This is a genomic window from Gilliamella sp. B2887, from assembly GCF_026537015.1.
Classification (GTDB): Bacteria; Pseudomonadota; Gammaproteobacteria; order Enterobacterales; family Orbaceae; genus Gilliamella.
In genome coordinates this window covers 110,544-134,925 of record NZ_JAFNMX010000006.1, presented here as the reverse complement: position 1 = coordinate 134,925, position 24,382 = coordinate 110,544, and the positions used below count along the sequence as shown (strand labels likewise).

Annotated in this window: 19 protein-coding genes and 1 pseudogene; 12 read left to right on the top strand and 8 right to left on the bottom strand. The window is 33.7% G+C overall.

Going from position 1 to position 24,382, the window contains the following annotated elements:
• Positions 1–73: 73 nt before the first annotated feature.
• The 6 genes from J3U13_RS06735 to J3U13_RS06710 form a co-directional block, all read right to left on the bottom strand.
• On the bottom strand, positions 74–2,182 hold the full coding sequence (locus J3U13_RS06735; protein ID WP_267340997.1) for a flotillin family protein: 2,109 nt from the start codon (positions 2,180–2,182) through the stop codon (positions 74–76).
• A gap of 31 nt (positions 2,183–2,213) precedes the next feature.
• A complete protein-coding gene (locus J3U13_RS06730; RefSeq protein WP_267340996.1) occupies positions 2,214–2,873 on the bottom strand; it encodes an OB-fold-containig protein in 660 nt (219 codons plus the stop codon).
• Between the two features lie 92 nt (positions 2,874–2,965).
• The gene (locus J3U13_RS06725) at positions 2,966–3,667 is read right to left on the bottom strand and encodes a PspA/IM30 family protein (RefSeq protein WP_267340995.1); all 702 of its coding nucleotides are present in this window, start codon (positions 3,665–3,667) and stop codon (positions 2,966–2,968) included.
• A 32-nt stretch (positions 3,668–3,699) separates the two neighbouring features.
• Entirely contained in the window at positions 3,700–4,338 is a 639-nt protein-coding gene (locus J3U13_RS06720; RefSeq protein ID WP_267340993.1) for a YjfI family protein, read from the bottom strand.
• A 144-nt stretch (positions 4,339–4,482) separates the two neighbouring features.
• Entirely contained in the window at positions 4,483–6,783 is a 2,301-nt protein-coding gene (locus J3U13_RS06715) for a TonB-dependent receptor domain-containing protein (protein ID WP_267340992.1), read from the bottom strand.
• Between the two features lie 122 nt (positions 6,784–6,905).
• Positions 6,906–7,754 carry a heme/hemin ABC transporter substrate-binding protein gene (locus J3U13_RS06710; protein WP_267340991.1) on the bottom strand — a complete coding sequence of 283 codons (849 nt, stop codon included), beginning with the start codon at positions 7,752–7,754 and terminating at the stop codon, positions 6,906–6,908.
• A gap of 349 nt (positions 7,755–8,103) precedes the next feature.
• Here J3U13_RS06710 and hutW point away from each other — a divergent pair, with 349 nt between their 5' ends.
• The 10 genes and pseudogenes from hutW (at position 8,104) to mgtA (ending at position 20,405) form a co-directional block, all read left to right on the top strand.
• On the top strand, positions 8,104–9,519 hold the full coding sequence (hutW, locus tag J3U13_RS06705; protein WP_267340990.1) for a heme anaerobic degradation radical SAM methyltransferase ChuW/HutW: 1,416 nt from the start codon (positions 8,104–8,106) through the stop codon (positions 9,517–9,519).
• Positions 9,520–9,534: 15 nt separating this feature from the next.
• Positions 9,535–10,035: a heme utilization cystosolic carrier protein HutX gene (hutX, locus tag J3U13_RS06700; protein ID WP_267340988.1), complete on the top strand. Its 501-nt coding sequence runs from the start codon at positions 9,535–9,537 to the stop codon at positions 10,033–10,035.
• An 18-nt stretch (positions 10,036–10,053) separates the two neighbouring features.
• Positions 10,054–10,692 (top strand): NAD(P)H-binding protein, encoded by a 639-nt coding sequence (locus J3U13_RS06695; protein WP_267340987.1) that lies wholly within the window; start codon positions 10,054–10,056, stop codon positions 10,690–10,692.
• Between the two features lie 46 nt (positions 10,693–10,738).
• On the top strand, positions 10,739–11,725 hold the full coding sequence (locus J3U13_RS06690; protein ID WP_267340986.1) for a FecCD family ABC transporter permease: 987 nt from the start codon (positions 10,739–10,741) through the stop codon (positions 11,723–11,725).
• A 13-nt stretch (positions 11,726–11,738) separates the two neighbouring features.
• Positions 11,739–12,515, top strand: coding sequence for a heme ABC transporter ATP-binding protein (locus J3U13_RS06685; RefSeq protein ID WP_267340985.1), 777 nt, complete (start codon positions 11,739–11,741; stop codon positions 12,513–12,515).
• A gap of 74 nt (positions 12,516–12,589) precedes the next feature.
• Complete coding sequence (zntB, locus tag J3U13_RS06680) at positions 12,590–13,603, top strand: zinc transporter ZntB (RefSeq protein WP_267340983.1); 1,014 nt, start codon at positions 12,590–12,592, stop codon at positions 13,601–13,603.
• 50 nt (positions 13,604–13,653) lie between these two features.
• Entirely contained in the window at positions 13,654–13,899 is a 246-nt protein-coding gene (locus J3U13_RS06675) for a hypothetical protein (protein WP_267340982.1), read from the top strand.
• Between the two features lie 274 nt (positions 13,900–14,173).
• A pseudogene (locus J3U13_RS11500) lies at positions 14,174–14,368 on the top strand (GNAT family N-acetyltransferase); the annotation flags it as partial.
• A gap of 39 nt (positions 14,369–14,407) precedes the next feature.
• Positions 14,408–16,300 carry a DNA topoisomerase III gene (locus J3U13_RS06670; RefSeq protein WP_267340981.1) on the top strand — a complete coding sequence of 631 codons (1,893 nt, stop codon included), beginning with the start codon at positions 14,408–14,410 and terminating at the stop codon, positions 16,298–16,300.
• A gap of 1,396 nt (positions 16,301–17,696) precedes the next feature.
• The gene (gene mgtA, locus J3U13_RS06665; RefSeq protein WP_267340980.1) at positions 17,697–20,405 is read left to right on the top strand and encodes a magnesium-translocating P-type ATPase; all 2,709 of its coding nucleotides are present in this window, start codon (positions 17,697–17,699) and stop codon (positions 20,403–20,405) included.
• 349 nt (positions 20,406–20,754) lie between these two features.
• On the opposite strand, the gene J3U13_RS06660 is transcribed toward mgtA, so the two are convergent.
• Positions 20,755–20,985, bottom strand: coding sequence for a YdcH family protein (locus J3U13_RS06660; protein WP_267340979.1), 231 nt, complete (start codon positions 20,983–20,985; stop codon positions 20,755–20,757).
• Positions 20,986–21,150: 165 nt separating this feature from the next.
• On the opposite strand from J3U13_RS06660, the gene J3U13_RS06655 reads away from it, so the two are divergent.
• Positions 21,151–22,680 carry a helicase HerA-like C-terminal domain-containing protein gene (locus tag J3U13_RS06655; protein WP_267340978.1) on the top strand — a complete coding sequence of 510 codons (1,530 nt, stop codon included), beginning with the start codon at positions 21,151–21,153 and terminating at the stop codon, positions 22,678–22,680.
• 50 nt (positions 22,681–22,730) lie between these two features.
• Positions 22,731–23,819: an AI-2E family transporter gene (locus J3U13_RS06650; RefSeq protein ID WP_267340976.1), complete on the top strand. Its 1,089-nt coding sequence runs from the start codon at positions 22,731–22,733 to the stop codon at positions 23,817–23,819.
• 22 nt (positions 23,820–23,841) lie between these two features.
• Here the strand turns inward: J3U13_RS06650 and bcp are convergent, their stop codons facing one another.
• Positions 23,842–24,318, bottom strand: a complete 477-nt coding sequence (bcp, locus tag J3U13_RS06645) for a thioredoxin-dependent thiol peroxidase (RefSeq protein ID WP_267340975.1) — start codon at positions 24,316–24,318, stop codon at positions 23,842–23,844.
• Positions 24,319–24,382: the final 64 nt, after the last annotated feature.

Sequence of the window (24,382 nt, the reverse complement as noted above, 5' to 3'; positions counted from 1 at the left end):
AATAGTGATAATGTTAACTGAATAATTATTTAACGATAATTAAGTAATGTTTAATGTTTCAAATCATCATTTCTTATTCGCTTTTTTCATCACTATTTGATGGTAAAAATTGTTCCGCTAGTGCTTTTAAATCAGTGTTTTTTAATGTTTCGTTTAAATCCATATTTTTATTACCGGATAGACGTGATAGTACTGATTGTAAAGCAGATTGTAGTACAGGGCTTTGATTTACCGTTCCTTCAATGGCTTTACCGACACTGATAGCTTTCGAGAAGCTATTGAAGAAGTTATCATTTCCTCCAACAATTTCAATGTTTGCTTTGCTGAATGCAGCAGCAAGAACCTCAGCTTGTTCTCTGGCAATTTCTTTGTTAGCAGCAATGGCAGCCATAGCTTGTTCAAAACCTTTTTCAAGTGCCAAGCGGAACTCTTCATGATTTTTAGATTGTTCATTCATCGTACCCATTGCTTGAAATTTCTCAACCAAACCATTAGCTTCAGCTGTTAAGCGTTCACGAATAACAAGTGCTTCAGCGAAACCTTGTTCTTTGGTTGCTGAAGCTTTGGCAAAACCGATTCTTTCATCGCCGCGCGCTTGAGCAGAAAGTTTTTCTTCAAGGACTTTAGCTTCGGTTAAACCTTGTTTTTCTGTTGCTAATGCTTTTGCTTCAATAACTTTAGCTTCTGATAAGCCTTTTTCTTGATTACCTTTTGCTTCTGCAAGTAAAAGTTCAGCGGTAATATTTGCTTTTACTAAACCTTCTTTCTCTTCTGCTTCAGCTCGGGCTTTGCGAACTTTGGCTTCAGCTAAACCAATAGCGGCTTCTTCTGCTTCAATACCTTGAGCAAGTTGTTTTTTTGCTTCAGCTTGTTTAGCCGCGACCTCAAGTTCAGCTTGTGCTAGTGTACTAATTTCAATTGCACGGTGTTTAGATGATTGTTCATCTGCTTCAGCTTGCTTAACTTGTTTAACTAATTCTTGCTCAGCTCTAGCTTCCGCTTCAATAATGGTTGCTTGTTTTTCTCGATCAGCTTTAGAGATTTCTCGTACTTCTTTGATATTTTCTTCTTCAACGGCTACCGTTTTTTCGACAGCAACTCGTTCACGAATCACATTAGCAATATGTTTTTTCTCTTCTTCAATCACTTTGTCTTTTTCAATGCGTTGTAATTCTACTTCTCGCTCACGAGCAACAATTTCTAAAGAGCGTGCACGTTCGACTCGTTCTTCTTCGATAGCAATAGCTCTAAGGCGATTTTGCTGAGCAACTTCAACTTCACGCAAGCGATTTTCCTCACGTACTTCAATCTCTTGTTGAGATTGGATTCTTGCTTGTTCCGATTTTAGGCGTTCTTCTTCTTGTACTTTTAATGTTTCAGCTTGTTCGCGAGCTCGAATCGTTTCTATTTCACGTTTTTGGCGAGCTTCGGCATCCGCTTGCTGACGTTCAAGCTCTAATTTGGCTTCAATCGTTTCGGTATCTTTTTTCTTTAATGCTAATTCAAGATCTCTTTCACGTTTATTGGTTTCATCCTTATGAACAGCAGTGATTGAGGTGATCTTGTTAATACCTTCGGCATCAAAAATATTATCAGGATCAAGTGATTTAATTGGAGTTTGTTCTAAATAGTCGATAGCCACATCTTCTAGTGCATAGCCATTAAGATCTTTACCAATGACATCGATAATACGTTCACGAAAATTTATACGATCTTCAAATAGTTTAGCTAATTCAAATTGTTTACCGACTGTTTTTAACGCTTCTGAAAATTTTGCGCTGAATAATGAACTTACCGCTTTTTGATCGGATGCTCTATCTACTCCAATTGATTTAGCAACTTTTAAAACATCTTCTGTCGTTTCATTAACTCGAAGATAAAAAGCGACACAAATATCTGCACGTAAATTATCTTTACAAATTAAACCATCTTTACCACGTCGTTCTACATCGAAAGTAATTAATGATATTTTCATGAACTCTTTTTTGTAGATGATAGGGTAGACTAAAGCACCAGTAAAATGCACTTTAGGTTTTGACGTCATGTCATTAACAATGAGTGCTGTACCTTGCGGAACCTTAATATAAAAGGCTTTAAACAATAAGAAAAAACCAACAATTATTAGAGAGACTATTCCAATAATCACTAAAAAAAACATGATAGTATCAGTATTGATTGACATAATTTATTATTCTCCAAAAAAATATTTACTTTTATCCATTAAATTCTTTAACGCTTATAATTTCATAGCTGTTATATGTTGTGTCGTAACGTAGTAGAACAGCTGTATCCCCACGTTTGAATTGATATGAGTTAGTGCATCTAACTTGTAGAATTAAACCAGCTCCACCATCATCGTAAATAGCTTCTCCTTTATTTTCATTCACAAAACTCGAACGAATTTCAACAGTTTGCCCTAAAAATGATTTATGACTATTGGTGCTTTCTAATTTACTAAACAGTGGTCTAAGAGGTTTTATGATAAATGCGGTAAGGTATACTGCAGCAATAAAGGCAATTATGAAAATGAAAAAACCAGCTATGTAATAAATTAGCAATAAATCACACAGAGGTAACATAAAGAAACGAAATAAGAAATAACAGATCGACCATCCTATTAATGAAATCAAAGTAATAATAAGTGTCATTGGAACTTTATTAAAACCTAATTTCATCAATAGACCCGTAAAGCCGGATGGAGTATTTGGAATGTCTAATGGTATATCATCAATATCGACATTGAGTTGTAAATCTAAACAATCAATGCTTAAAATACCAAACGCCGCAACTAACCAATATAATACACAAAGTGTTAGTAACCCACTAAATATAATTACTGGAAAAGAAAAAAATATTCCCCAGAAAAGTTCCATTATTTTCCCTTATATCATTCTCTTGAACTAACTAAACTTAATCAGTTAATCAATTTATTGCTTTAACGATTTTCACTTGAACGTATGTTTTATTAAATAGATTGATTATCATGCTTTTCTTTTAATCTTGCTAATATTGCAGCCGCATTTTTATTACCTGATTTGATTCCTGCGGCTTCAAGTTTACTATCAAGCACATTTTGATTATCAAATTTAGCCAATTCATTTTTAGCTTCGATAAGCGCACTGTTTTTATCTTGACGTTTTTTTATTCTATCTAAAGAATCTAAAGCAGTTTGTAATTTTGCAGTTGAGCCACCATAGCGCTGTGCAACAGCTGATTGCGCTTTTTGAACGCTTTCTGTTGCTTTTACAATATCTACTTGCTGTTTTAAATTTCGAATATTAATTTCTGTTTGTGAAATGGATTGACGTAAACTCTTTACAGTTTCATCATAGTAATTTTCTTGTTGTTTATTATTTTCGAGTTCATTTTCAAGAATCCCAAGTTTTTCTGCTATTTCAACTGCTAGTTCTTCATTGCCACTTTCAAGAGCTTTAATTGCATAACTTTCATATTCATCTATTTTAGATTGTGTTTCTTTAATAACTTTAGCGGCTAATTTCTGTTGTGCAATTATATTAGCTAGTGATTCTTTAGCTTGTTTTAATTCACTGTCTGCATCGCGAATTTCTTGATCGAGTATTCTAAGTGCTTGAGTGTCAATGATTGCTTCTCCTGCTTCATTAATACCACCCCGAAGAGCTGTAACTAGTTTTTTGAAGATAGCCATATTTTAATCTCCTTATTATTTATATCGATTTATTAGTTAAGAGTGATGTGATGTTCATAAGCTTCTGTCGCTTTAATAACATTGTCAGATAGAGTTTCTAATTCATAAATGATGTTACTTAAGAGTGAAGATGAACTTAACGCACCATACATAATGTAGTTGACTGATCCGTCTCCAGCTTTTTCAATTGCTATAGTTGATAACGGAAATAGTTTGCGAGTACATAAAATTTCCTCATTAAATTGAATTTTATTTTTGACCATATTGATTGGCCAAAGTAAACATTCAACAACAATTTGTTGATTTGATATGCTTAAAAATAGAGGCAAATCACCGTATTCATGCATGATAATATGTAAGCAAGCATCTATACCATCAATAATTTCAACACTTGCATGATTTTGTTTAACTAATTCTGATTGCATTAATTTGTTAAAGAGCTCTTCAATTGACCAAATTTGATTTCTTTCCATTTTGTTCACTTCCTTATTATTATTAATATTATTGTTTTTGACTAATGAGTGACGAAATTGTTTTTCAATTTCTAACAATTTCGTTGTATTCTCAGGTAAAATCCAAACTTCTTTTTTGATCAAACCTTGTTCACGTAACCGTTGTCGATATTGTTGCTGATAAAAAGCTGAATTTTTAGTCTCTTTAGTTTTTTTCATCAAGTTTGTTCGGTATTTGTTAAATTTATGTAAACAATATTAACACAAAAATATCACATGTAAATATTACATGTGATATTTTTATCAAAAAAAACCCGCATAAGCGGGTGAAAAATAATCATAAATATACATTAAGATATTTATTTAGAAATCAATATTTAAACCTAACTGGAATGTTCTACCTGGTGCGGTAAACAGGTTTAGATATTTATGATCTGATGTACTGTATAATTTATTATTGCTCAAGTAATCCCAGTATTTTTGATCCGTGAGGTTGTAGATACCTCCACTCAATTTAATATTATCGGTAATATTAATATAACCTGTTAAATCAACAATACCATGACCTGCGATTCGAAAATAATCTACTGATGAATCTTTGATTGGCTGACCTTCGTTATTATATGATTCTCGAGAAGTTGCATCCGCTTTTTTACCTTTTTGGAATGTTGCTATTAATGAAACACCATAGAACTTGTTTGGATCATCCCAAGATAAACCAATAGTACTTTTTAATGGAGCAATCGTATCCATTTCAATGTATTTATCGCCCAAGTAACTTGATTTTGATTTCCCTTGGTTATAACCAATAGCGAATCGTGTGCTTAAGCCATTTAGTGATTCTATCCAAGTACCAATATTAAATTCACTGCTTAATTCAGCACCATAAGTATAGGCTTTGTCACGGTTTTCTGATTGATAAACGATACGATTACCTATGCCAACAAAATCTTTCCTATAACGAGTGAAAGCAATAAAGTTTTTGTACTTGTTATAAAAAGCAGAAGACGATAACGTAATTCCTGATATTGGTTGACCTTTTAAACCTAGTTCAAAATTATCACCCGTTTCCGTTTTCAAATTGGAGTTGCCAACGAGTACATACATAGTGCTATGTGCTAAATAAGTACCATATAATTGATTTTGATTTGGCATTTGCGCGCTACGTTTATATTGTAGATAAGCAGTAAAATTTGGATTGATATCATACATAAATGCCATTGATGGTAAAACTTTGAAATCACTGTTACTACTATACTGTTTACCTAATTGATGGGAATCAATATTTGATACGGACATGTTTTCAAGATTGCGTGGCTTAGTATTTTGATAGATTGCTCTAACTCCTGGTACTAAATAAAAGTTATTACCATTGTCGGTACTAAAGCTGATGCGATCTTCAAAAAATCCACCAAGCTGATAACTTCTACTGTCTGCTTGTGGTTTAGTATAATCACCGTCAGGAAAAATCTCTCCATATTGTGATTTAGCGGATGAAAAGAAGGGGGATTCATCTTCACTCCATTTTGCATTCAGACCAGCACTTATTTTTTGATTATCAATGTTTTTTATCATAGTAGTGATTAAATTATACGCTTTGGTATTATAGTTGGTTTGAGTATAAAAGTTTCCTTTGGATTTGTGCTGTAATTGTGTGTCATCAAAGACATTGGTACGCTGGTAATTTAACTGCGTAGTTAATGAGTCAATCCAACTCATATTGGTGGGTTGCCATAAATCTTTAATGGCTAAATTAAAGCGGTTATTTTTACTGCGTTGATGGTCGAACGATTCTATTTTTTTACCGTCTTTGTCCCAAGTATCATAATGTGAGTTTTTGGTTTTATTATTGTAATCGATCGTCGTATTAAGTAAATGTTCTTCCGTCATTTGCCAGCCTAAGCCTGCTAAAATTGAGTTAGAGTGCCAATTTTCGGGATAACTACTTATTGAATCACCATAGTTTCTTGTTTGTTGGCCATCTCGACGACTTACTACAATAATGCCATTAAGGTGATCATCACCACCAGCCATCGTAAGTCCTTGATGATAGCTTCTATCTGCACTGTCATAATTATTCTGGAATCCAAAATAACGGGTTTTACCTGGATATAAATAATAGCTAGCCGTTTTAGTTTGGAAAGATACTGAACCACCCAAGGCATTATTGGCATTACTTACCGATGTGGCGCCAGATTGAATATCAATTTTGTTGTACATGTAGGTATCAATGTAATCACGTCCAATACCATAAGAGCCGAATCCTGCTCGACCTACAGAATTAACTCGACCTTGAGCGATAGGTAATGGCATACCGTCAATGTCGATTGATACACGGTTAGCATCTAAACCACGAATATTATAGCCAGTAAAGCCCCCTCGGTCCCAACTACTTTTACCACTGCCAGAACCGGAGATATTACCTGGTGCTGAAATGAGAGGTTGGTAACGCATGATAGTACCAAAATTAGTACCACCGTCACGGCGGATATCTTGTTCTGATATTTCAGTAATTGTACCTGGTTTTTGGGTCGTTTCGTGTGCGGTGACTGTCATGACATCGTAACTTTCATCATCATTTCTATCCGTAGCCATTACCGGCATGGTAATCGTCAAACCTAGAGCTAAAGTGCTGGTCACCTTTAATTTAGTACAATTAATCATTTTAATCCTTTTAAATATAATAAACTAAATAAAATCAATTAGATTAAATAACAATTCAGTGAATTATTTTTTAATTCAATCAAGTTGCTAAACAATTTTTTATTTCGATTTTTTCTAAATCTTTATTGAGAATAAAAGCTGTCATAAAGAATTTTTGCAACCTCATCGACTCGAGGCCCAATACCGAATAGGTATCCATCATCGATAGTAACGATTCGATGATTTTTGAATGCTGATGTTTCAGTAATCCCAGGAATAGTGTCAATTTTATCCATCCCGCCAAGTTGCAATATTGAGTGGTTATTTAAAATGATAACATCAGGATTCATTGCAATGATTGATTCCGCTGTGTAGCTTTTATAACTGTTGTGTTTAGCGAGATTTTCACCGCCAGCAATAGTGATTAAAGCATCAGCTGTGGTGTTTTTACCCGCTACTGAATTGGTTCCTCCCATGCTCATTAAAAAAAGTACTTTGGTTTTATTGGGGTGCATAGCGATCTTATGTTGGATTTGTGAAAGATTGCTTTTAATATGTTCTATGAGCTTTTGTCCTTGATCGGTTTTATGTAATTTGGTGGCTATTTTTTCAATATTTTCATACAGTACTTCAAGGGTTCCAGGAACACGTTGTAAGGATAAAACATCAACTTTGGCTTGAGCGACTTGATTAATGACATTGTTGGGCTCTGCGTCACTTAAAGTGATAAATAACGTTGGTTTTAAAGATAAAATGCCTTCGATATTTAATAATTTCCAATAGCCAATTTGGGGTAGTTGGGTGACGGTTTGTGGATAAGTGCTCGATTTATCGACGCCGATCACTTGATCACCTTCACCAAGCGCAAAAACAATTTCGGTCAAAGATCCACCTGCAATAACAATTCTATTCTGAGCTGAGCATGTATTTATGATCCCATTAAAGGTAAAAATTAACAAAAATAGACTTAATTTTGTTACAAAATTCTTCATTATTTACTTCCTGTGTGTAGACTTTAATAGCTGCGTTAATATAGTGAAAATGATAACTATTATCAACAAAATTGTTTTTTATTCCTAAATTTTTTAAGAAAAATGTTTTTGCTTAGTGATGTTTTTTTAACAATATCAATATAAATAATTGGTTAATACGAATGGTGAGGATTTAGTAAGAAGATTAAAAAGTAAACGAATTACAAAGAAAATAAATTAAAAAGCATTTTTTTGTAAAAAAATAATAATATAAATATCAAAGAATTATAAAAATGGTTAATAAAAGATATTGCTAAATGAAAATAATTATTATTTAATTTTACGGTTTATTTATTTAAGAACGGTTGTTATGAAATCATTAGATGTCAGCACTTTTTTTGCTCAAAACGCTACTTTGCCTTTTAAAGACCGCTGGGCTGTTATGCCTTTGCAAGCAAGTATTCCATTATCACCTCATGAAGTTGACTCTCAGTGGAACGCGATTCAATCAACCCCTCTAAAGGGAAAAAAAAGGTTAATTTATATTCATATTCCTTTTTGTGATATCCATTGCCAATTTTGTGGTTTTTACCAAAATCCATTAAGAAAATTTAATACTGAAACTTATATTAATTATTTAATTAAAGAAATATCGCTAGAAATCAGTAAAACCGCAATGCAATCTGCACCTATTCATGCTATTTATATTGGAGGAGGAACGCCCTCAGCTTTGGCAGCGGGACAAATAGGGCGCGTTATTCGCTATATAAAACAACATGCACCTTTAGCACCTGATTGTGAAATTACGGTTGAAGGCCGTATTTCTGACTTTGATGATGAACGTGTTGATAGTTATATTGAAGCGGGAGCGAATCGATTTTCAATCGGTATCCAAACCTTTAATACTGATATTCGACAACGGTTAGGTCGTGAATCCAATGAGCAACAAATTATTAGAAGCTTTGAACGTATTGCTGCTCGTGATAGTGTGGCTTTAGTTTGTGATTTAATGTTCGGTTTACCAAATCAAACTACTGAGACTTGGCAACGTGATTTAGAAATTGTCAATGAATTGTCATTAGATGGTGTAGATTTGTATTCACTTAATCTTCTACCAACTACCCCCTTGGCTAAAGGTGTTGAAAATAAGCGTATTAAAATCCCGTCAATTACCGATAAATGTAATTTTTATCATCAAGGTGCAGAATTTTTAGCTAAACAAGGTTGGGTACATTTGACCAATGCACACTGGGCTAAAAATAGTCGTGAACGAAATTTGTATAACTTTTTAATTAAGCAAGGTTCTCATTTTTTTGCATTTGGGTCTTGTGCTGGTGGGCGATTAGGCGGTCAGTCATTTATGATTCATCGTGATTTAAATCAATATTATGCTCAACTTGATGAGGGTAAAAAACCAATTATGATGCTCACTGGTAAACCAGTGATAGGCGAATGGCTTTATCGATTACAAGCAGGGATTGAAAAAGGGCGCATTGATTTAACTCAACTCACTGAGCAATATGATCTCTTGAAACCGCTAATTAAGCAATGGCAACAAGTTGGGCTCTTGGAAAGCGAAGATTATTGTATGCAACTAACTTTATCTGGACGTTTTTGGTCAAGCAATATAGTTCAAGCACTGCAACAGTTATTGCTACAGCTTAATAATCCCGAATATATTGAAATACAGAAACAAATGGCTCAAGCGAGACAAGCTATGAATAGTCATCCAGCAATGGCTAGATCAAATACTGAAAGAACGAAACATTCACATCAAATTTCATAATTATAGGATACTATTATGACAGATAAACTAAGCCTTTTAGATAATTTAACCGCTTATATGAAAACTGATCCAGAGGAGCTATTAGAAAAAATTGCTCAAGATTATCATGTTACATTAACACAAGTTATTCAAGCTTTACCTGAAGCGAAAATTGTTGATGGAAGTAATTTTGATACCATTTGGGAAGAAGTTTCAACATGGGGAGATGTGCTATTTTTAGTTCATACTGGAGATGTAATCGCTGAAATTTCTGGCGAATTACCATCAGGAACTCATAGCCAAAAATACTTTAACCTTCGTCATCAAAAAGGATTAAGTGGTCATATCAAAGCTGAACATTGTCAATATATTGCTTTTATTGAACGTAAATTTATGAAGATGTCCACAGCTTCAATAATATTCTTAAATCATATAGGACAAGCAATGTTTAAAATTTTTGTTGGTCGTGACGAAAAGCATCAATTAAAAACCGATCAATTAGACAAATTCCGTACTTTAGCAAAAAAAATTAATTAACTATAAGTTACTCACAAAATGCAGACATTATTAATTTTTGGTGTAAGCCCTAAACAAGGTACAGGTTTTCAAATTGCTCATTTAGTTAAGCAATATCACGCGAATTGGCGTTGCATTGTATTAGTTCGTGATGCTGATTTTGCTAACCAATTGACTAAGCAAGGTTTTGAGGCTCATGTTGGAGATGCAACCGATTATACATTGGTTAAAAATCTATGCAAATTAGCTGGTAGTGAAGCCACAATTATATCAACTTTGGGCGGTGAAACGGGTAATTATTTAGCTCAACGAGTGATTATCGACTGTGCTGAACAATCTTCTATTAAACAGATGGTTCTAGTCACTTCATTAGGGTGTGGTGATTCATGGTCTACGTTGTCAGAACGTGCTAAACAAGCCTTTGGTAATGCAGTACGTGAAAAATCATTAGCAGAGGTTTGGTTGCAAACTAGCCAGTTAAACTTTTTGATTTTAAGACCAGGCGGATTACGTAATGGTGAAATGACGCTAAAAGCTGAGTGTTATTATCAGCAAGAAGTACATGGTTTTATTTATCGTACAGATTTAGCGAAAATGGTTATTGACAAAATTGTCAATCAACAGATTGACAATCGAGCTTACAGTGTAGTTGATCCTAGCTTGAACATAACCTATTAATTGACTCCATTAGGAGAATACATTAGAACAGATAAGAGGATAATGGGTGCGCAAGTATAGTCATCGTTCTTTGTTGTGGGGATTATTTGCCATTCTATTGGCGCTAATTCTATTTTCTGCAAATTCTGGCGCGTTAAAACTAACCCTTGATGAATTAGTGGATATGTCGGTGGATGATCCGTTATGGAATATTTGGTTAAATATACGTATGCCACGAATAATGTTAGCTATTATTGTAGGAATGGCATTAGCGGCCTCTGGCGCAGTGATGCAAGGATTATTTCGTAATCCTTTAGCTGATCCAGGCTTACTTGGCATTAGTAGTGGTGCGGCTTTAATGGTTGGTTTCTCCATTTTGTTTCCTGCTGTTTTTCCACCGATTATGATCATGTATGGCAAAATGGTAGCAGCATTTGTTGGTAGCTTTTTTATCTGTTTGTTAATTTATCTTTATAGCATAAATTCGCAATGTAATTTGGCTAAAATGGTATTACTAGGTGTTGCAATAAATGCTGTCATTGGTGCGATTATGGGTTGTTTGAGTTATATTAGTGATGAAGCGCAATTGCGACAACTCTCTTTATGGTCCATGGGGCATTTAGGTAAGGGATCTTGGGAGTTAGTTTTGGTTGCCTTATCACTTATCGTTCCTGCTTTACTTTGTTTATTGAAGCTTTCTCATCAACTAAATATTCTCCAACTAGGTGACGAAGATGCTCATTATCTAGGTATTAAAGTGCGAAGAATTAAGCAGTATTTATTATTACTTTCTGCTGTACTGATAGGTACATCCGTCGCAGTTAGTGGCATGATTGCGTTTGTCGGTCTAGTTGTACCACATATGATTCGATTACGAGTCGGTGCCAATCATCGCTGGTTATTGCCGGGATCAGCACTGGGTGGTGCTTGTTTATTACTACTAGCAGATACCCTTGCGCGTACTTTAATTGCGCCTACCGAAATTCCAGTCGGACTTTTCACGAGTCTAATTGGTGGCCCTTATTTTATTTGGCTAATTTTAAGACATAAATAATAGATGGTATTTAATGATGTTAACTGCTGAAAATTTGACTTTTGGTTATGCTAATCGCACTTTAATTAATAATGTGTCTTTAAATATAAAATCCAGTGAAATGGTCATTATCATCGGTCCTAATGGTGCCGGTAAATCAACACTATTACGATTGTTAACAGGTTATCAAAAGCCAGTTTCAGGTGAGTGTTACTTATTCAATAAACCATTATCACAATGGTCTGAAACACAATTATCTAAAATTAGAACTGTTATGTTGCAACAAAGCCAATTAACTTTTCCATTTAAGGTGAAAGAAGTAGTGGCAATGGGACGCACTCCTCATGGTAAGGCTAATTTTGAGGAAGCAATACAAGAATGTATGCAACAAACAGATTGTTTAAAACTGGCTGATCGTGACTATCGTAGTTTGTCAGGGGGGGAACAGCAACGAGTACAATTGGCGCGTGTATTAGCGCAGTTATGGCAACCTGAACCTACAGAAAAATTACTATTTTTGGATGAACCGACATCTGCTCTTGATTTATATCATCAACAACATACGTTAAGATTATTGAAACAATTAGTTTGCAAACAAAAATTAGCAGTTTGTTGTATTTTGCATGATCTTAATCTCGCCGCATTATATGCGGATAAAATTATATTAATTCATCAAGGAAAAATTGTTGAGCAAGGGGCGCCCGCGGAGGTGTTAACGGTTAAAAAAATTCATCAATGGTATGGTGTTGAATTAGGAATTTTTAATCATCCTAATCATTCGTCGGTACCTCAAATATATTTAAACCTTTAACCATTTAATCTCGATACTCAATCATTCGCTGCATTTTGAATCAAAATCAGTATATAATTAAGGAAACTTAATAAATGGGGCTAGTAATGATTAACGAAAATAGTGATTGTTCTATTCTGGTTTCCGATCTCCTTGCAGCACAACCTGTTTTTAGTTGCCAATTGGATGGAAAAGGCAAGGCTAATGCTTTGAGTGATAAAACTCAAGCTTCAAAGACCCAACCTTATTGGATACATCTTGATTTTGCTAACAGCAAAACAATCAATTGGATCAATCAAACAAAACTCATTCCTGATCTTGTCAAAAATGAGTTGATAAAGCCAAATCAATTTCCAAAAGAAATTCGCTGCGATTCTGGGATTTTAGTCGTACTGAAAGGCGTTAATTTCACACCCAACGAACTTCCCGATCCCATCGTCACTTTTCGATTTTATATTACGGATAATTTAGTTATCTCAACCCGACACCAAAAAATAGACGCTATTATTAAATTAAAGGAAAATTTAGAGAAAGGAATTGGTCCTGTAGATGTTGCCGATTGGTTGATTCAACTATCTGAATTAATCTGTGAACAAGCTAATTTATCATTCGATGGAGTTCATAATAAAATTATCAAATTAGAAGATCTACTTTTAAATCAGCGAGTTTTTTCTCATAAAGAAATAGGAAGAGTTCGTAAACAACTTTTCATATTACGTCGTTTACTTTCACCACAACGAGATATTTTTGTAAAAATTTCAACAGAACGAATATCTTGGATTGATGATAATGATCGCCAACGATTGCATGATATTTCAAATCAACAAAATCATTATGTTTCTGAGATTGACAGCTGCCTAATTAGAATTGGTTCAGTGATGGAGCAAATTAACAGCATTTTGGCTGAATCGACGAATAAACGTATCTATTTAATGTCGCTGTTCACCATCATATTTACACCAATTACTTTTATAACCAGCTTACTTGGGGTTAATTTGGCGGGCATCCCTTTCAATGAAAAAGAATGGTCTTTTATCGGTTTAATTTTACTGCTTATTGTTATTAGTATTGCTTCAGTATTATGGCTCAAACTCAAAAAATGGTGGTAGCTGATGGATTTTTTAATTACCGATAAGCTATGATTCACCTTAATGAGGTTATGAATCTAAACGGCCTTAAATCATTTTTTGAGATTACACCTCAAACATTAATTCATGTTTATTGGGAAGGAAATATTCGATCTGCTTGTAAAGCTAATCTATTGCAACTAAGTTCAGTTGTAATTAATATTGGTGGTTTCTTTTTTGCAGGTCAACCAAATCAGGATATGCCTCACCATATTCCAAAAGGATACAGTGATAATTATGCAATCCTGATTCCCTGTGATAAAACCTGCAAAATTTGATTGGAAATGACCTTCGCAATAATGATGAGAAAATGATATATTTTAGTTTCTATCTGGCTACAATTTATAATATCCAGAAACTACAATTAATTATCTTAAAATAACCTGAAACAACTTATTAAAAGCCATTGATGAAAAAATTATCAGCAAATTATCAATCTCAAATGAGCTAAAGATTTTATAAAAACTATCATTTATATTAAGAGTTAGAAAAATCAGGATTAGGATTTATTAATTTAAAAGATAATGTTATTGTTTTGTTGCATCATCTTATTTAACGTATAATGAGTGTACTGAAATTGAAGTTGATACTGTAATTCATGAAAGACAAAAAGGATTTGCATTGTTTTTTTCTACAAAGTTAATTTTAGCCTATTTGGATCGTAATATATCGGTCAATTTTGATGCGCATAATCAGTCCTCTATGAAAATCGCTACCAAATTAGGCTCTATCTTAAATGAACCCTAAAGCGATTATGTCGTTTGAAATTTATGATTAATACTTATTATGCAATCTAATCAATATTTTCGTTTATTTATTGCTGAAAAACCGAGCTTAGCTAGGGCTATCGCTGATGTATTGCCTAAACCTCATCAAAAAGGTAATGGTTTTATTCGAGCCAGCAATGGAGACGTGGTTAGTTGGTGTATTGGGCATCTATTGGAACAAGCAACACCAGAGATCTATGATGAACGTTTTAAAAAATGGTCTTTAGATGATTTACCTATTATGCCTGAGAAATGGATATTAATTCCAAAAAGAAGTACCGAAAAGCAATTTAATATTTTAGTCGATTTAATTAAATCTGCTAAGCAAATTGTGCATGCAGGTGATCCCGATAGAGAAGGGCAACTGTTGGTGGACGAAGTATTAAACTATTGTCAGCTATCCCCAGAAAAACGCAAAACTATTAAGCGCTGCTTAATTAGTGATTTGAATGCTAGTGCAGTTGAAAAATCTCTTGAACAGCTACGTAGTAACCAAGATTTTGTACCTTTATCGACTTCTGCATTAGCCAGAGCTCGGGCTGACTGGCTTTATGGTATGAATATGAGCCGAGTTTGTACCTTGGTAGGACAAAAAAATGGCTATCGTGGCGTGTTATCAATTGGTCGTGTGCAAACGCCTATTTTAGGATTAGTGGTGAGACGCGATTTAGAGATAGCCCAGTTTGTGCCTAAACCGTTCTATGAAGTAATTGCTATTTTGCAAACTAAGGATAACGAAACGTTTAAAGCTAAGTGGCAACCAAGTGAAGCTTGCGAACCTTATCAAGATGAAGAAGGTCGAGTACTGGTTAAAGCATTAGCTGAGAATGTTTGCCAGCGCATTAAAGATAAGTCAGGAATAATTGATAAAGTAAGCAATAAAAAGAAGGAACTTGCTCCACCAATGTTGTTTAATTTATCTGCTTTACAAATTGAAATGGCGAAAAAAACAGGTTTGAGTGCACAAGAAGTGCTTGATATTTGTCAATCATTATACGAAAAGCATAAATTAATCACTTATCCCCGTTCGGATTGTCGTTTTTTGCCTGAAGATCATTTAAAGCAAATTCATGGAGTTAAATCAGCCATTGAAAACAATTGTCCCGATCTGCAAACAGCAATTGACAATGCTAATTTTTCATTGCGTTCTAAAGTATGGAATGATAAAAAAGTTGAAGCGCATCATGCCATTATTCCTACCTTACGTAAAGTCAACATGGGCAGTTTATCCAATAATGAGCAAGTTGTTTATCAAGTTGTTGCAACTCAATATTTAGCTCAGTTTTATCCCGCCTATCAATATGCTGAATTACAAATTGATGTCGAGATTCAAGGAGGGAAATTTATATCAAAAAATAATCAAATGATTGATGAAGGTTGGAAGGCTTTATTTAGAAGCAAAAACGCTCAACTTGATAGCAATACGGAGGATAATGTTGGCAAGGATTTCTTAATTAATCTCATCAAAAAAGGCGAACATGTCCAATGTATCGATACCGAATTGCTTAGTAAAGAAACTCAACCACCAAGACCATTTACGGATGCTACATTATTAGCAGCAATGACAGGCATAGCTCGCTTCGTAAAAGATCCTGAAATTAAAAAGATTCTACGTGAAACAGATGGTCTAGGCACTGAAGCAACGCGTGCCAGTATTATTGAGCTGCTATTTAAAAGGCAATTTCTAATTCGAAAAGGCAAATCAATTTGTTCTACTGAAGTTGGTAAAAATTTGATTTTATCACTGCCTGATATTATGTCTATGCCCGACATGACTGCACATTGGGAATTACAATTAGAGGAAATCAGTAAAAAATCATTTTCGTATCAGCAATTTATGCAAGAACTGAGTTTATCATTATCAGATTTAATTGATCAAATGAAAAATACACGATTGAAGATTTGTGCATAAACCCCATATTTAAAAAACAGCATAAAACGTATTAATGTAAATGTTTATTGGTTTATTGTTATTCAATCGGTTAATCATAATGTATGATTGTTTGCGTGTCGTTATAATTTTAAATAGTGGTTTTTCGCTCTTTGTGACAAAGATTGGTTTTTTAAAACGACTAAATAGGTTTTCAATCAATTGACTGGATCGAGTGCAAAACGATATGTAGTGAGCAAAATCAAAAAAGAGTTAGAATCGAAATGACGACATTGACAATACAAGATGAGTTAAAAATCAATCATTAACCCAATAAGTGCAAATGTTAATATCCTATCCTAAGCCCAACTTGTTTAATTGAGTTGAGTTTAACTGATATTAAGCGATTTTGTTAAATAGTAAAATATTGGGTTAATAAATTTTGTTATGTCAGAACAATAATATTATTCAGCTTAACACTCACTGATGGAATAAAAAATATTTTCTTTTTCTATGTCACCAAATTTATAAAAACAGATCTTATTCTAACGTGATTTCTTTGATATTGTATTCATAATCACATTGTAATTTGGTAGTGTCATTCTTTATAAAATCTCGGCATATTTAACGAAATTTATAAGTGTTTACTGGAACTTTGCCTTTTATAAACAAAATAACCAAGTGTGAAGATGATTATCGATTGGAGCAGTTATTATGGAGTAGGTTGTGATATTTCCATCTTAATCATCTAGGTTAATTAATCATATTTTAATAATATCTGATCTCGGACATAAGAAGTATTAATTCTATGCTGAATTGCAGCTTTATGCATATTTAAGTGTTGTTTTTAAGCGAACTCGACATATTTTTCTGTTTACAGGTTGACTTCTTTTTGTGAAAAGCGTATAACTTGCCCACCTTGGAGCTTTTCTTTCTTTTTTAACTATAAAAATGGTTTAAAAATGAGGGTAAAGAAAAGTTGAAATCCAAAGGTTAGAGTTCAATTTACAGGAGAAATATGGACACTCAATCGGGTCACCCCAAACAGTGGGGAGATAAATTCAAACGCATCATTATCGGTTAATGAACCTGTCTAAATAGTTATTTTTTCAGTTCACGAGCCGAAATTGATAAAAACGGTAACGGTGAACGATATGCAGTTTTTTAAATGCTATCACTCAAATTCAAAACATCATTGCGCCCTAAAAGTGCTTCTAAGAGTGTTATATCTTACAGATAAGCACCTAGAACCACCAAGTTGTATCTAACTCTTAACTCATTTTATTTTTTTCTAAATTTTTATTTTATGCTAAGCATCAGCTTAAATGGCTAGTTATTGCTTTGCGTTTAGATTTTAGCAATTAGGACTTAAATGCTTAGTTATGATTTAACAAAGTGTAGGTTTCTTTTGTCTAAAAAGTATGGATAGGTACAAACTATGATCAAAAAAACATCTAAAGTAAAGACAGAAAATACTTCAAACATAAAGGCTCTTGAAGAAGCTCAGAACAGTCTTGATAATATTTTATCTAATTTCCAATCAAGCCTATCTGGATTAACTCAAGAAAATGCTAAATCTCGATTGGAACAGTATGGAAAAAATGAAGTCGCTCGTGAAAAAGTACCTTCTGCTTTTGCTCAATTACTATTAGCTTTTAACAATCCGTTTATATTTGTGCTATTGATATTAGCAATAGTTAGTTTTGTCACTGATTACTGGTTACCACTACAAAGTGGTGAAGAAACCGATCTGACTGGCGTTATCATTATTTTAACTATGGTAACACTAAGTGGAATATTACGTTTTTGGCAGGAATTTAGATCAAACAAGGCTGCCGAAGCTTTAAAATCCATGATCCGAACCACCGCAACGGTATTGCGCCGAGCACATAAAGATATGAGCCCCGAACGCATTGAAATTCCATTAAGTGAAATTGTTCCAGGCGATATTGTTTATTTATCAGCAGGCGATATGATCCCCGCCGATATTCGTTTGATTGAATCACGTGATTTATTTGTTAGCCAAGCTGTATTAACAGGCGAATCCATTCCTGTTGAAAAATACGACACATTAGGCGCGGTAACTCAAAAAACCAGCGATAATGTTGAAGCTTCTGATCTTGATAAAGATAATGTGCTTGATGTTAATAATATTTGTTTTATGGGTACAAATGTAGTGAGCGGAACGGCAACAGCTATAGTGGTTGCAACCGGTGCTGATACACATTTTGGTTCATTAGCAAAATCAATAGTTGGATCAAGAGCCGAAACCTCATTCGATCGCGGCGTAAATAGTGTAAGTTGGTTATTGATTCGCTTTATGTTAGTGATGGTTCCTATTGTTCTATTAATAAATGGATTTACAAAAGGGGATTGGGGGGAAGCAACGTTATTTGCTTTAGCTGTTGCGGTTGGTTTAACGCCTGAAATGTTGCCAATGATCGTTAGTGCAAACCTTGCCAAAGGTGCCGTTGGGATGGCAAAACGTAAAGTTGTTGTGAAACGTTTAAACGCTATTCAAAATTTTGGTGCGATGGACATTTTATGTACTGATAAAACTGGCACATTGACTCAAGATAAAATCATTTTAGAACATCATTTAGATATAAACGGGCAAATTGATCCATCTGTTCTTCAACTAGCTTGGCTCAATAGTTATTATCAAAGTGGAATGAAAAACTTGATGGATAAAGCTATCATCCGTTTTGCCGAAGAAAAAACCAGTGTCAAAAAAGTAGGTATTGGTTTTTATAAAAAAATTGATGAATTACCATTTGATTTTGTTCGTCGTCGTTTATCTGTTGTTGTTCAAGGTAATGATGATAATCATTTGATGATCTGTAAAGGTGCCGTTGAAGAAATGCTATCAATTTCGGATTTTGTTTATGAAAACGGAGAATATTTACCATTAGATGAAAACCGTAAACAAGCATTGATTGAATTGGCTCATAACTATAATAGAGATGGTTTTAGAGTATTAGCGGTTGGTATAAAAGAGATACCCTTTAACCAAACTAAAACTCAATATAATGTTCAAGATGAAAAAGCTTTAGCGATTCGTGGTTTTTTAACTTTTTTAGATCCGCCAAAAGAGAGCGCTTATGAAGCTATTTCCGCGTTAAACGAACATGGGGTTGGGGTTAAAGTGTTAACAGGTGATAATGAAATAATCACCATTAAAGTATGCCGCGAAGTAGGTTTAGAACCTGGTATTCCTTTACTGGGTACTGAAATTGAAACAATGGACGATGAACAGCTAAAAGTGCAAATTGAACAACGTACTATTTTTGCAAAATTAACTCCATTGCAAAAATCACGCATAATTCGTTTATTGCAAGATAATGGTCATACTGTTGGTTTTCTTGGCGATGGTATTAATGATGCACCGGCTTTACGTGATGCTGATGTGGGGATCTCTGTTGATACCGCCACGGATATCGCTAAAGAATCTGCAGATATCATTTTATTAGAAAAAAGCTTGATGGTATTAGAAGAAGGCGTTATTTGTGGTCGTGAAACTTTCGGTAATATCATGAAATATCTGAACATGACGGCTAGTTCTAACTTTGGTAATATATTTTCAGTATTAGTTGCTAGTGCGTTTTTACCGTTTTTACCGATGCTAGCGATACATTTACTTATTCAAAACTTGCTGTATGATATTTCACAACTCTCATTACCATGGGATAAGATGGATGACGAGTTTTTACAAAAACCACGTAAATGGGATGCTCGTAATATTGGGCGTTTTATGATTTGGATAGGACCAACATCGTCCATTTTTGATATCACAACCTATGCACTAATGTGGTTTGTATTTAGTGCTAATAATATTGAAGCCCAATCACTGTTCCATTCTGGTTGGTTTATTGAAGGTTTGTTATCACAAACGCTGGTTGTGCACATGCTTAGAACACAAAAAATTCCATTTGTGCAAAGTACAGCTGCATTCCCAGTTATTGTAATGACACTGTTAATTATGGCTGTGGGTATTTATATTCCGTTTTCACCTTTAGGTGGATTAATTGGATTGCAACCATTACCTTGGTCATATTTCCCATGGCTATTAGCAACATTATTCAGCTATTGCTGTGTTGCTCAATTAATGAAACGTATCTATATCAAACGTTTCGGCCAATGGTTCTAGCTTGATTAAAAACTATATAAATGATGTAAATTTCATTTATATAGTTAATTTATATCTTAAAAATTATATCTAATAAAACATCTTGTGAATCATACAATTACAACTAAAAGGAAATAACACATGAAAACACCACATAAAAATCTAATTGTACTAATCAAAAGTCGCAAACAAAAAAAGGCTCGAGGACACTTGATTAAGTAATAAAAAGCATAATCACCAATATTATAATAAAATCGTTGGTGTAATTAGGTAAGTTAATATACAATAAAAAACCCCATTAATTGGGGTTTTTTATTTATTCATTAATTTTTTGAATCTATTATCTGTCTAAAAATAACTATTTAATTAACTATAACTTTAAATGGTTATCATTGGTTTTTCTTAAAATATCATAAATTTCATCTTTCAGTTTTAGTTTTTGTTTTTTCAACTCATCTATCGTTTCGCTCGTATCAACAGTAATTCCAGACTCAATATTTTTAATTTTTTGATCAAGTTCATTGTGTAAATCAAACAGTTTTTGAAAACGTAAATCGTTATTTTTCAATTTAGAGATTAATTCGCGATATTCTGGAAACATAACGGCTCCTTATATTGGCTAGATGGATAATAAAAATAGCGGTTACTGCTAATTCAGCATACAATATTCTTTAAAACTTTAACAGTAAAAAGCATTTAATTGACAAAATAGGTAAATTGTTTTTATCCATCAAATATTAAACAACATTTTTCAAGAGGTTAATCCATGAATGAATCGATCATAATCGCCAAAAGCCATGGCAAAGATTTATCCATTATAGCAGCATTAGCTAATCGTCATGGTTTAATTACTGGCGCAACAGGTACGGGTAAAACAGTTACATTACAAAAAATGGCCGAAGGTTTTTCACAAATAGGCGTACCAGTTTTTCTTGCTGATGTGAAAGGCGATTTAACTGGTCTTGGGGAAAAGGCTATTTTAACGGAGAAATTGAAGGCTCGTTTAGATAATATACAAGTTAATAATTGGCAACCTGATGCATCACCCATTGAACTCTGGGATGTTTTTGCTGAAAAAGGGATACCTGTTCGTAGTACCGTATCTGATATAGGTCCGATTTTATTAGCACGATTACTCAATCTAAATGATATTCAATCCGGTGTATTGCAATTGGTTTTTAAAATCGCTGATGATAATGGTTTATTGTTACTTGATTTCAAGGATCTTCGTTCTTTAATTCAATTTGTTGGTGAGAATGCCAAACAATTTATAACTCAATACGGTAATATTTCACTTTCGTCAATAGGAGCAATTCAACGTGGACTACTGACGCTTGAACAACAAGGTGCTGAATTTTTTCTTGGCGAACCTATGCTTGATATTCAAGACTTAATACAAGTAAATGCAGAAGGAAAAGGAATTATCAATATTTTGTCTGCACAAAAATTATATAATTTACCTAAATTGTATTCTGTTTTCCTTTTATGGCTCTTATCTGAACTATTTGAACATTTACCCGAAATTGGTGATCCAGACAAACCTAAACTGGTGTTCTTTTTTGATGAAGCCCATTTGTTATTTAATGATATTTCGCCAGCTTTACTAGAAAAAATTGAACAAGTAGTACGTTTAATTCGCTCCAAAGGGGTGGGTATTTATTTTGCTTCGCAAAACCCGACAGATATTCCGGATACCGTATTAGGGCAATTAGGTAATCGTGTTCAACATGCTTTACGAGCTTTTACACCAAAAGATCAAAAGGCCGTCAAAACCGCTGCACAAACAATGCGTGCTAATCCAAGTTTTGATACTGAGAAAGCGATAATAGAATTAGGTGTTGGTGAAGCATTGATTTCTTTTTTAGATGAAAAAGGTCGTCCGAATATGGTCGAACGTGGTTTTGTTATTGCACCAGGATCGAAAATGGGGGCAATGTCTCCAGAAAACCAATCAGCAATTATCCAACATTCCCAGTATTATAACAAATATCAATCGACTATTGATCGTCAATCTGCTTATGAGATATTAAAAAATGGATTTTCATTAAATAACTTATCTAACTCTCTGTCTGATAAGAATGATCAAAGCGTAAATAACAACCCGATTAATCAACAAAATAAAAACGGTGGTGGATTACTTGATTTTTTCCGCTCAATATTCTTTGGTTCCACAGGACCAAAAGGTGGACAACATGATGGTATTGCCCAACAGCTAGCTAAAAGTGCAACTAGACAAGTAGTGAATCAAATTAGTCGAAAAATCACCCGTGGTATATTAGGTGGTTTTAAAAAATAATCAATTAAAGAGTTTATAATTCAAGTAACCCGTACGATAGGAGAATTTTGATGTTAAAAATGTTTATGGAATGGTATAAAAAGCGTTTTAGTGATCCGCATGTAGTGTCATTAATGGCGGTGATTATCGGCTTATTTATTATCATCTATTTTTTCAATAAAATTCTGCTACCTATATTAATTGCCATAGTGCTTTCCTATTTACTCGATAGTCCTGTTAATTTTTTACATAGAAAAGGTTTGCCAAGAACATTAGCAGTTATTATTGTTTTATTACTGTTTATGATGGTAGTTCTTGTCGGAATCATGATTTTACTACCATTGATTTGGCAGCAAAGTATTAGCTTGATCACTAATATTCCTAACATGCTTAATTTTGCTAATAATTTCTTAACAACTTTACCTCAACATTATCCTGAATTAATTGATGTTAGGTTATTTGACTCAATAATTCAAGGCATTACGAGCAAAGTTGTGCAAACAGGAAACTCATTATTACAATTTTCAATTGTCTCTTTGTTAGGGTTTGTATCCGTTGCAATTAACGCTGTTTTGGTACCCATAATGATGTTTTTTTTATTAAAGGACAAAACCAAGATATTAGCCTATTGTTCTAAAATTTTACCTAAAAATCGTACGATTTTAAATAAGGTAGCCGCTGAAATGGATATGCAAATCTCAAACTATATCGTTGGCAATGTGTTACACATAATCATTTTAGCTGTTTGTGTGTATATTCCATTTTGGTATTTTGGATTGGATTATGGTTTGTTGCTTGCAGTGATTGTCGGTCTATCAGTATTGATTCCATATATTGGCATTATTATTTCAACGATCCCTGTAGTGCTAATTGCCATCTTCCAGTGGGGAATAAGTCCTGAATTTACCTATTTAATGATCTGTTATGTTTTAATCCAAGCGTTGGATGGCAATTTATTGGTACCTTGTTTATTTTCAGAGAAATTAAATCTTCATCCGTTAGTGATTATTATTTCTGTGATTGTGTATGGGGGATTATGGGGATTTTGGGGAATATTTTTTGCTATACCATTGGCTACATTAGTTAAAGCTATTATTAACGCTTGGCCAACACCTGAAGATATTAATAATAATGGAATAAAAGAAATTAAAGCAGATTAAACAATTTAATCTGCTTGAAAAATTAGTTAGATTGATTTTCTAAATAGTCTAAAACGATTTCATGATGATCGCTTGTTTTAAAATTATCAAAAACTTTTTCAATATTCCCGTCTTTGCTAATTAAAAAACTAATTCGATGAATACCTTCATAGGTTTTACCCATGAATTCTTTTTCGCCCCAAGTCCCAAATGCTTGGGCAACTTCATGATTTTCATCAGAAAGCAAAGTAAAATTTAACAACTCTTTTTCAACAAATCGAGATAACTTTTCAGGTTTATCTGTACTAATGCCAAGGATCACCACATCGTATTGGTTGAAATCATCAGAACTATCTCGTAAATTACAAGCTTGCACTGTACAACCGGGTGTCATGGCTTTGGGATAAAAATAGATTAAAACACGTTGACCTTTAAAATCTTTCAAGCTGATGTACTCTCCATCTTGGTCAGGTAATGAAAACTCAGGTGCTTTTTCACCTTCTTTTAGAGGATTAACCATATAATATTTACCTATTTTAATAATTTAATTTTTTATCTCTGTAGTGTATTAAAAAATAGTGTCA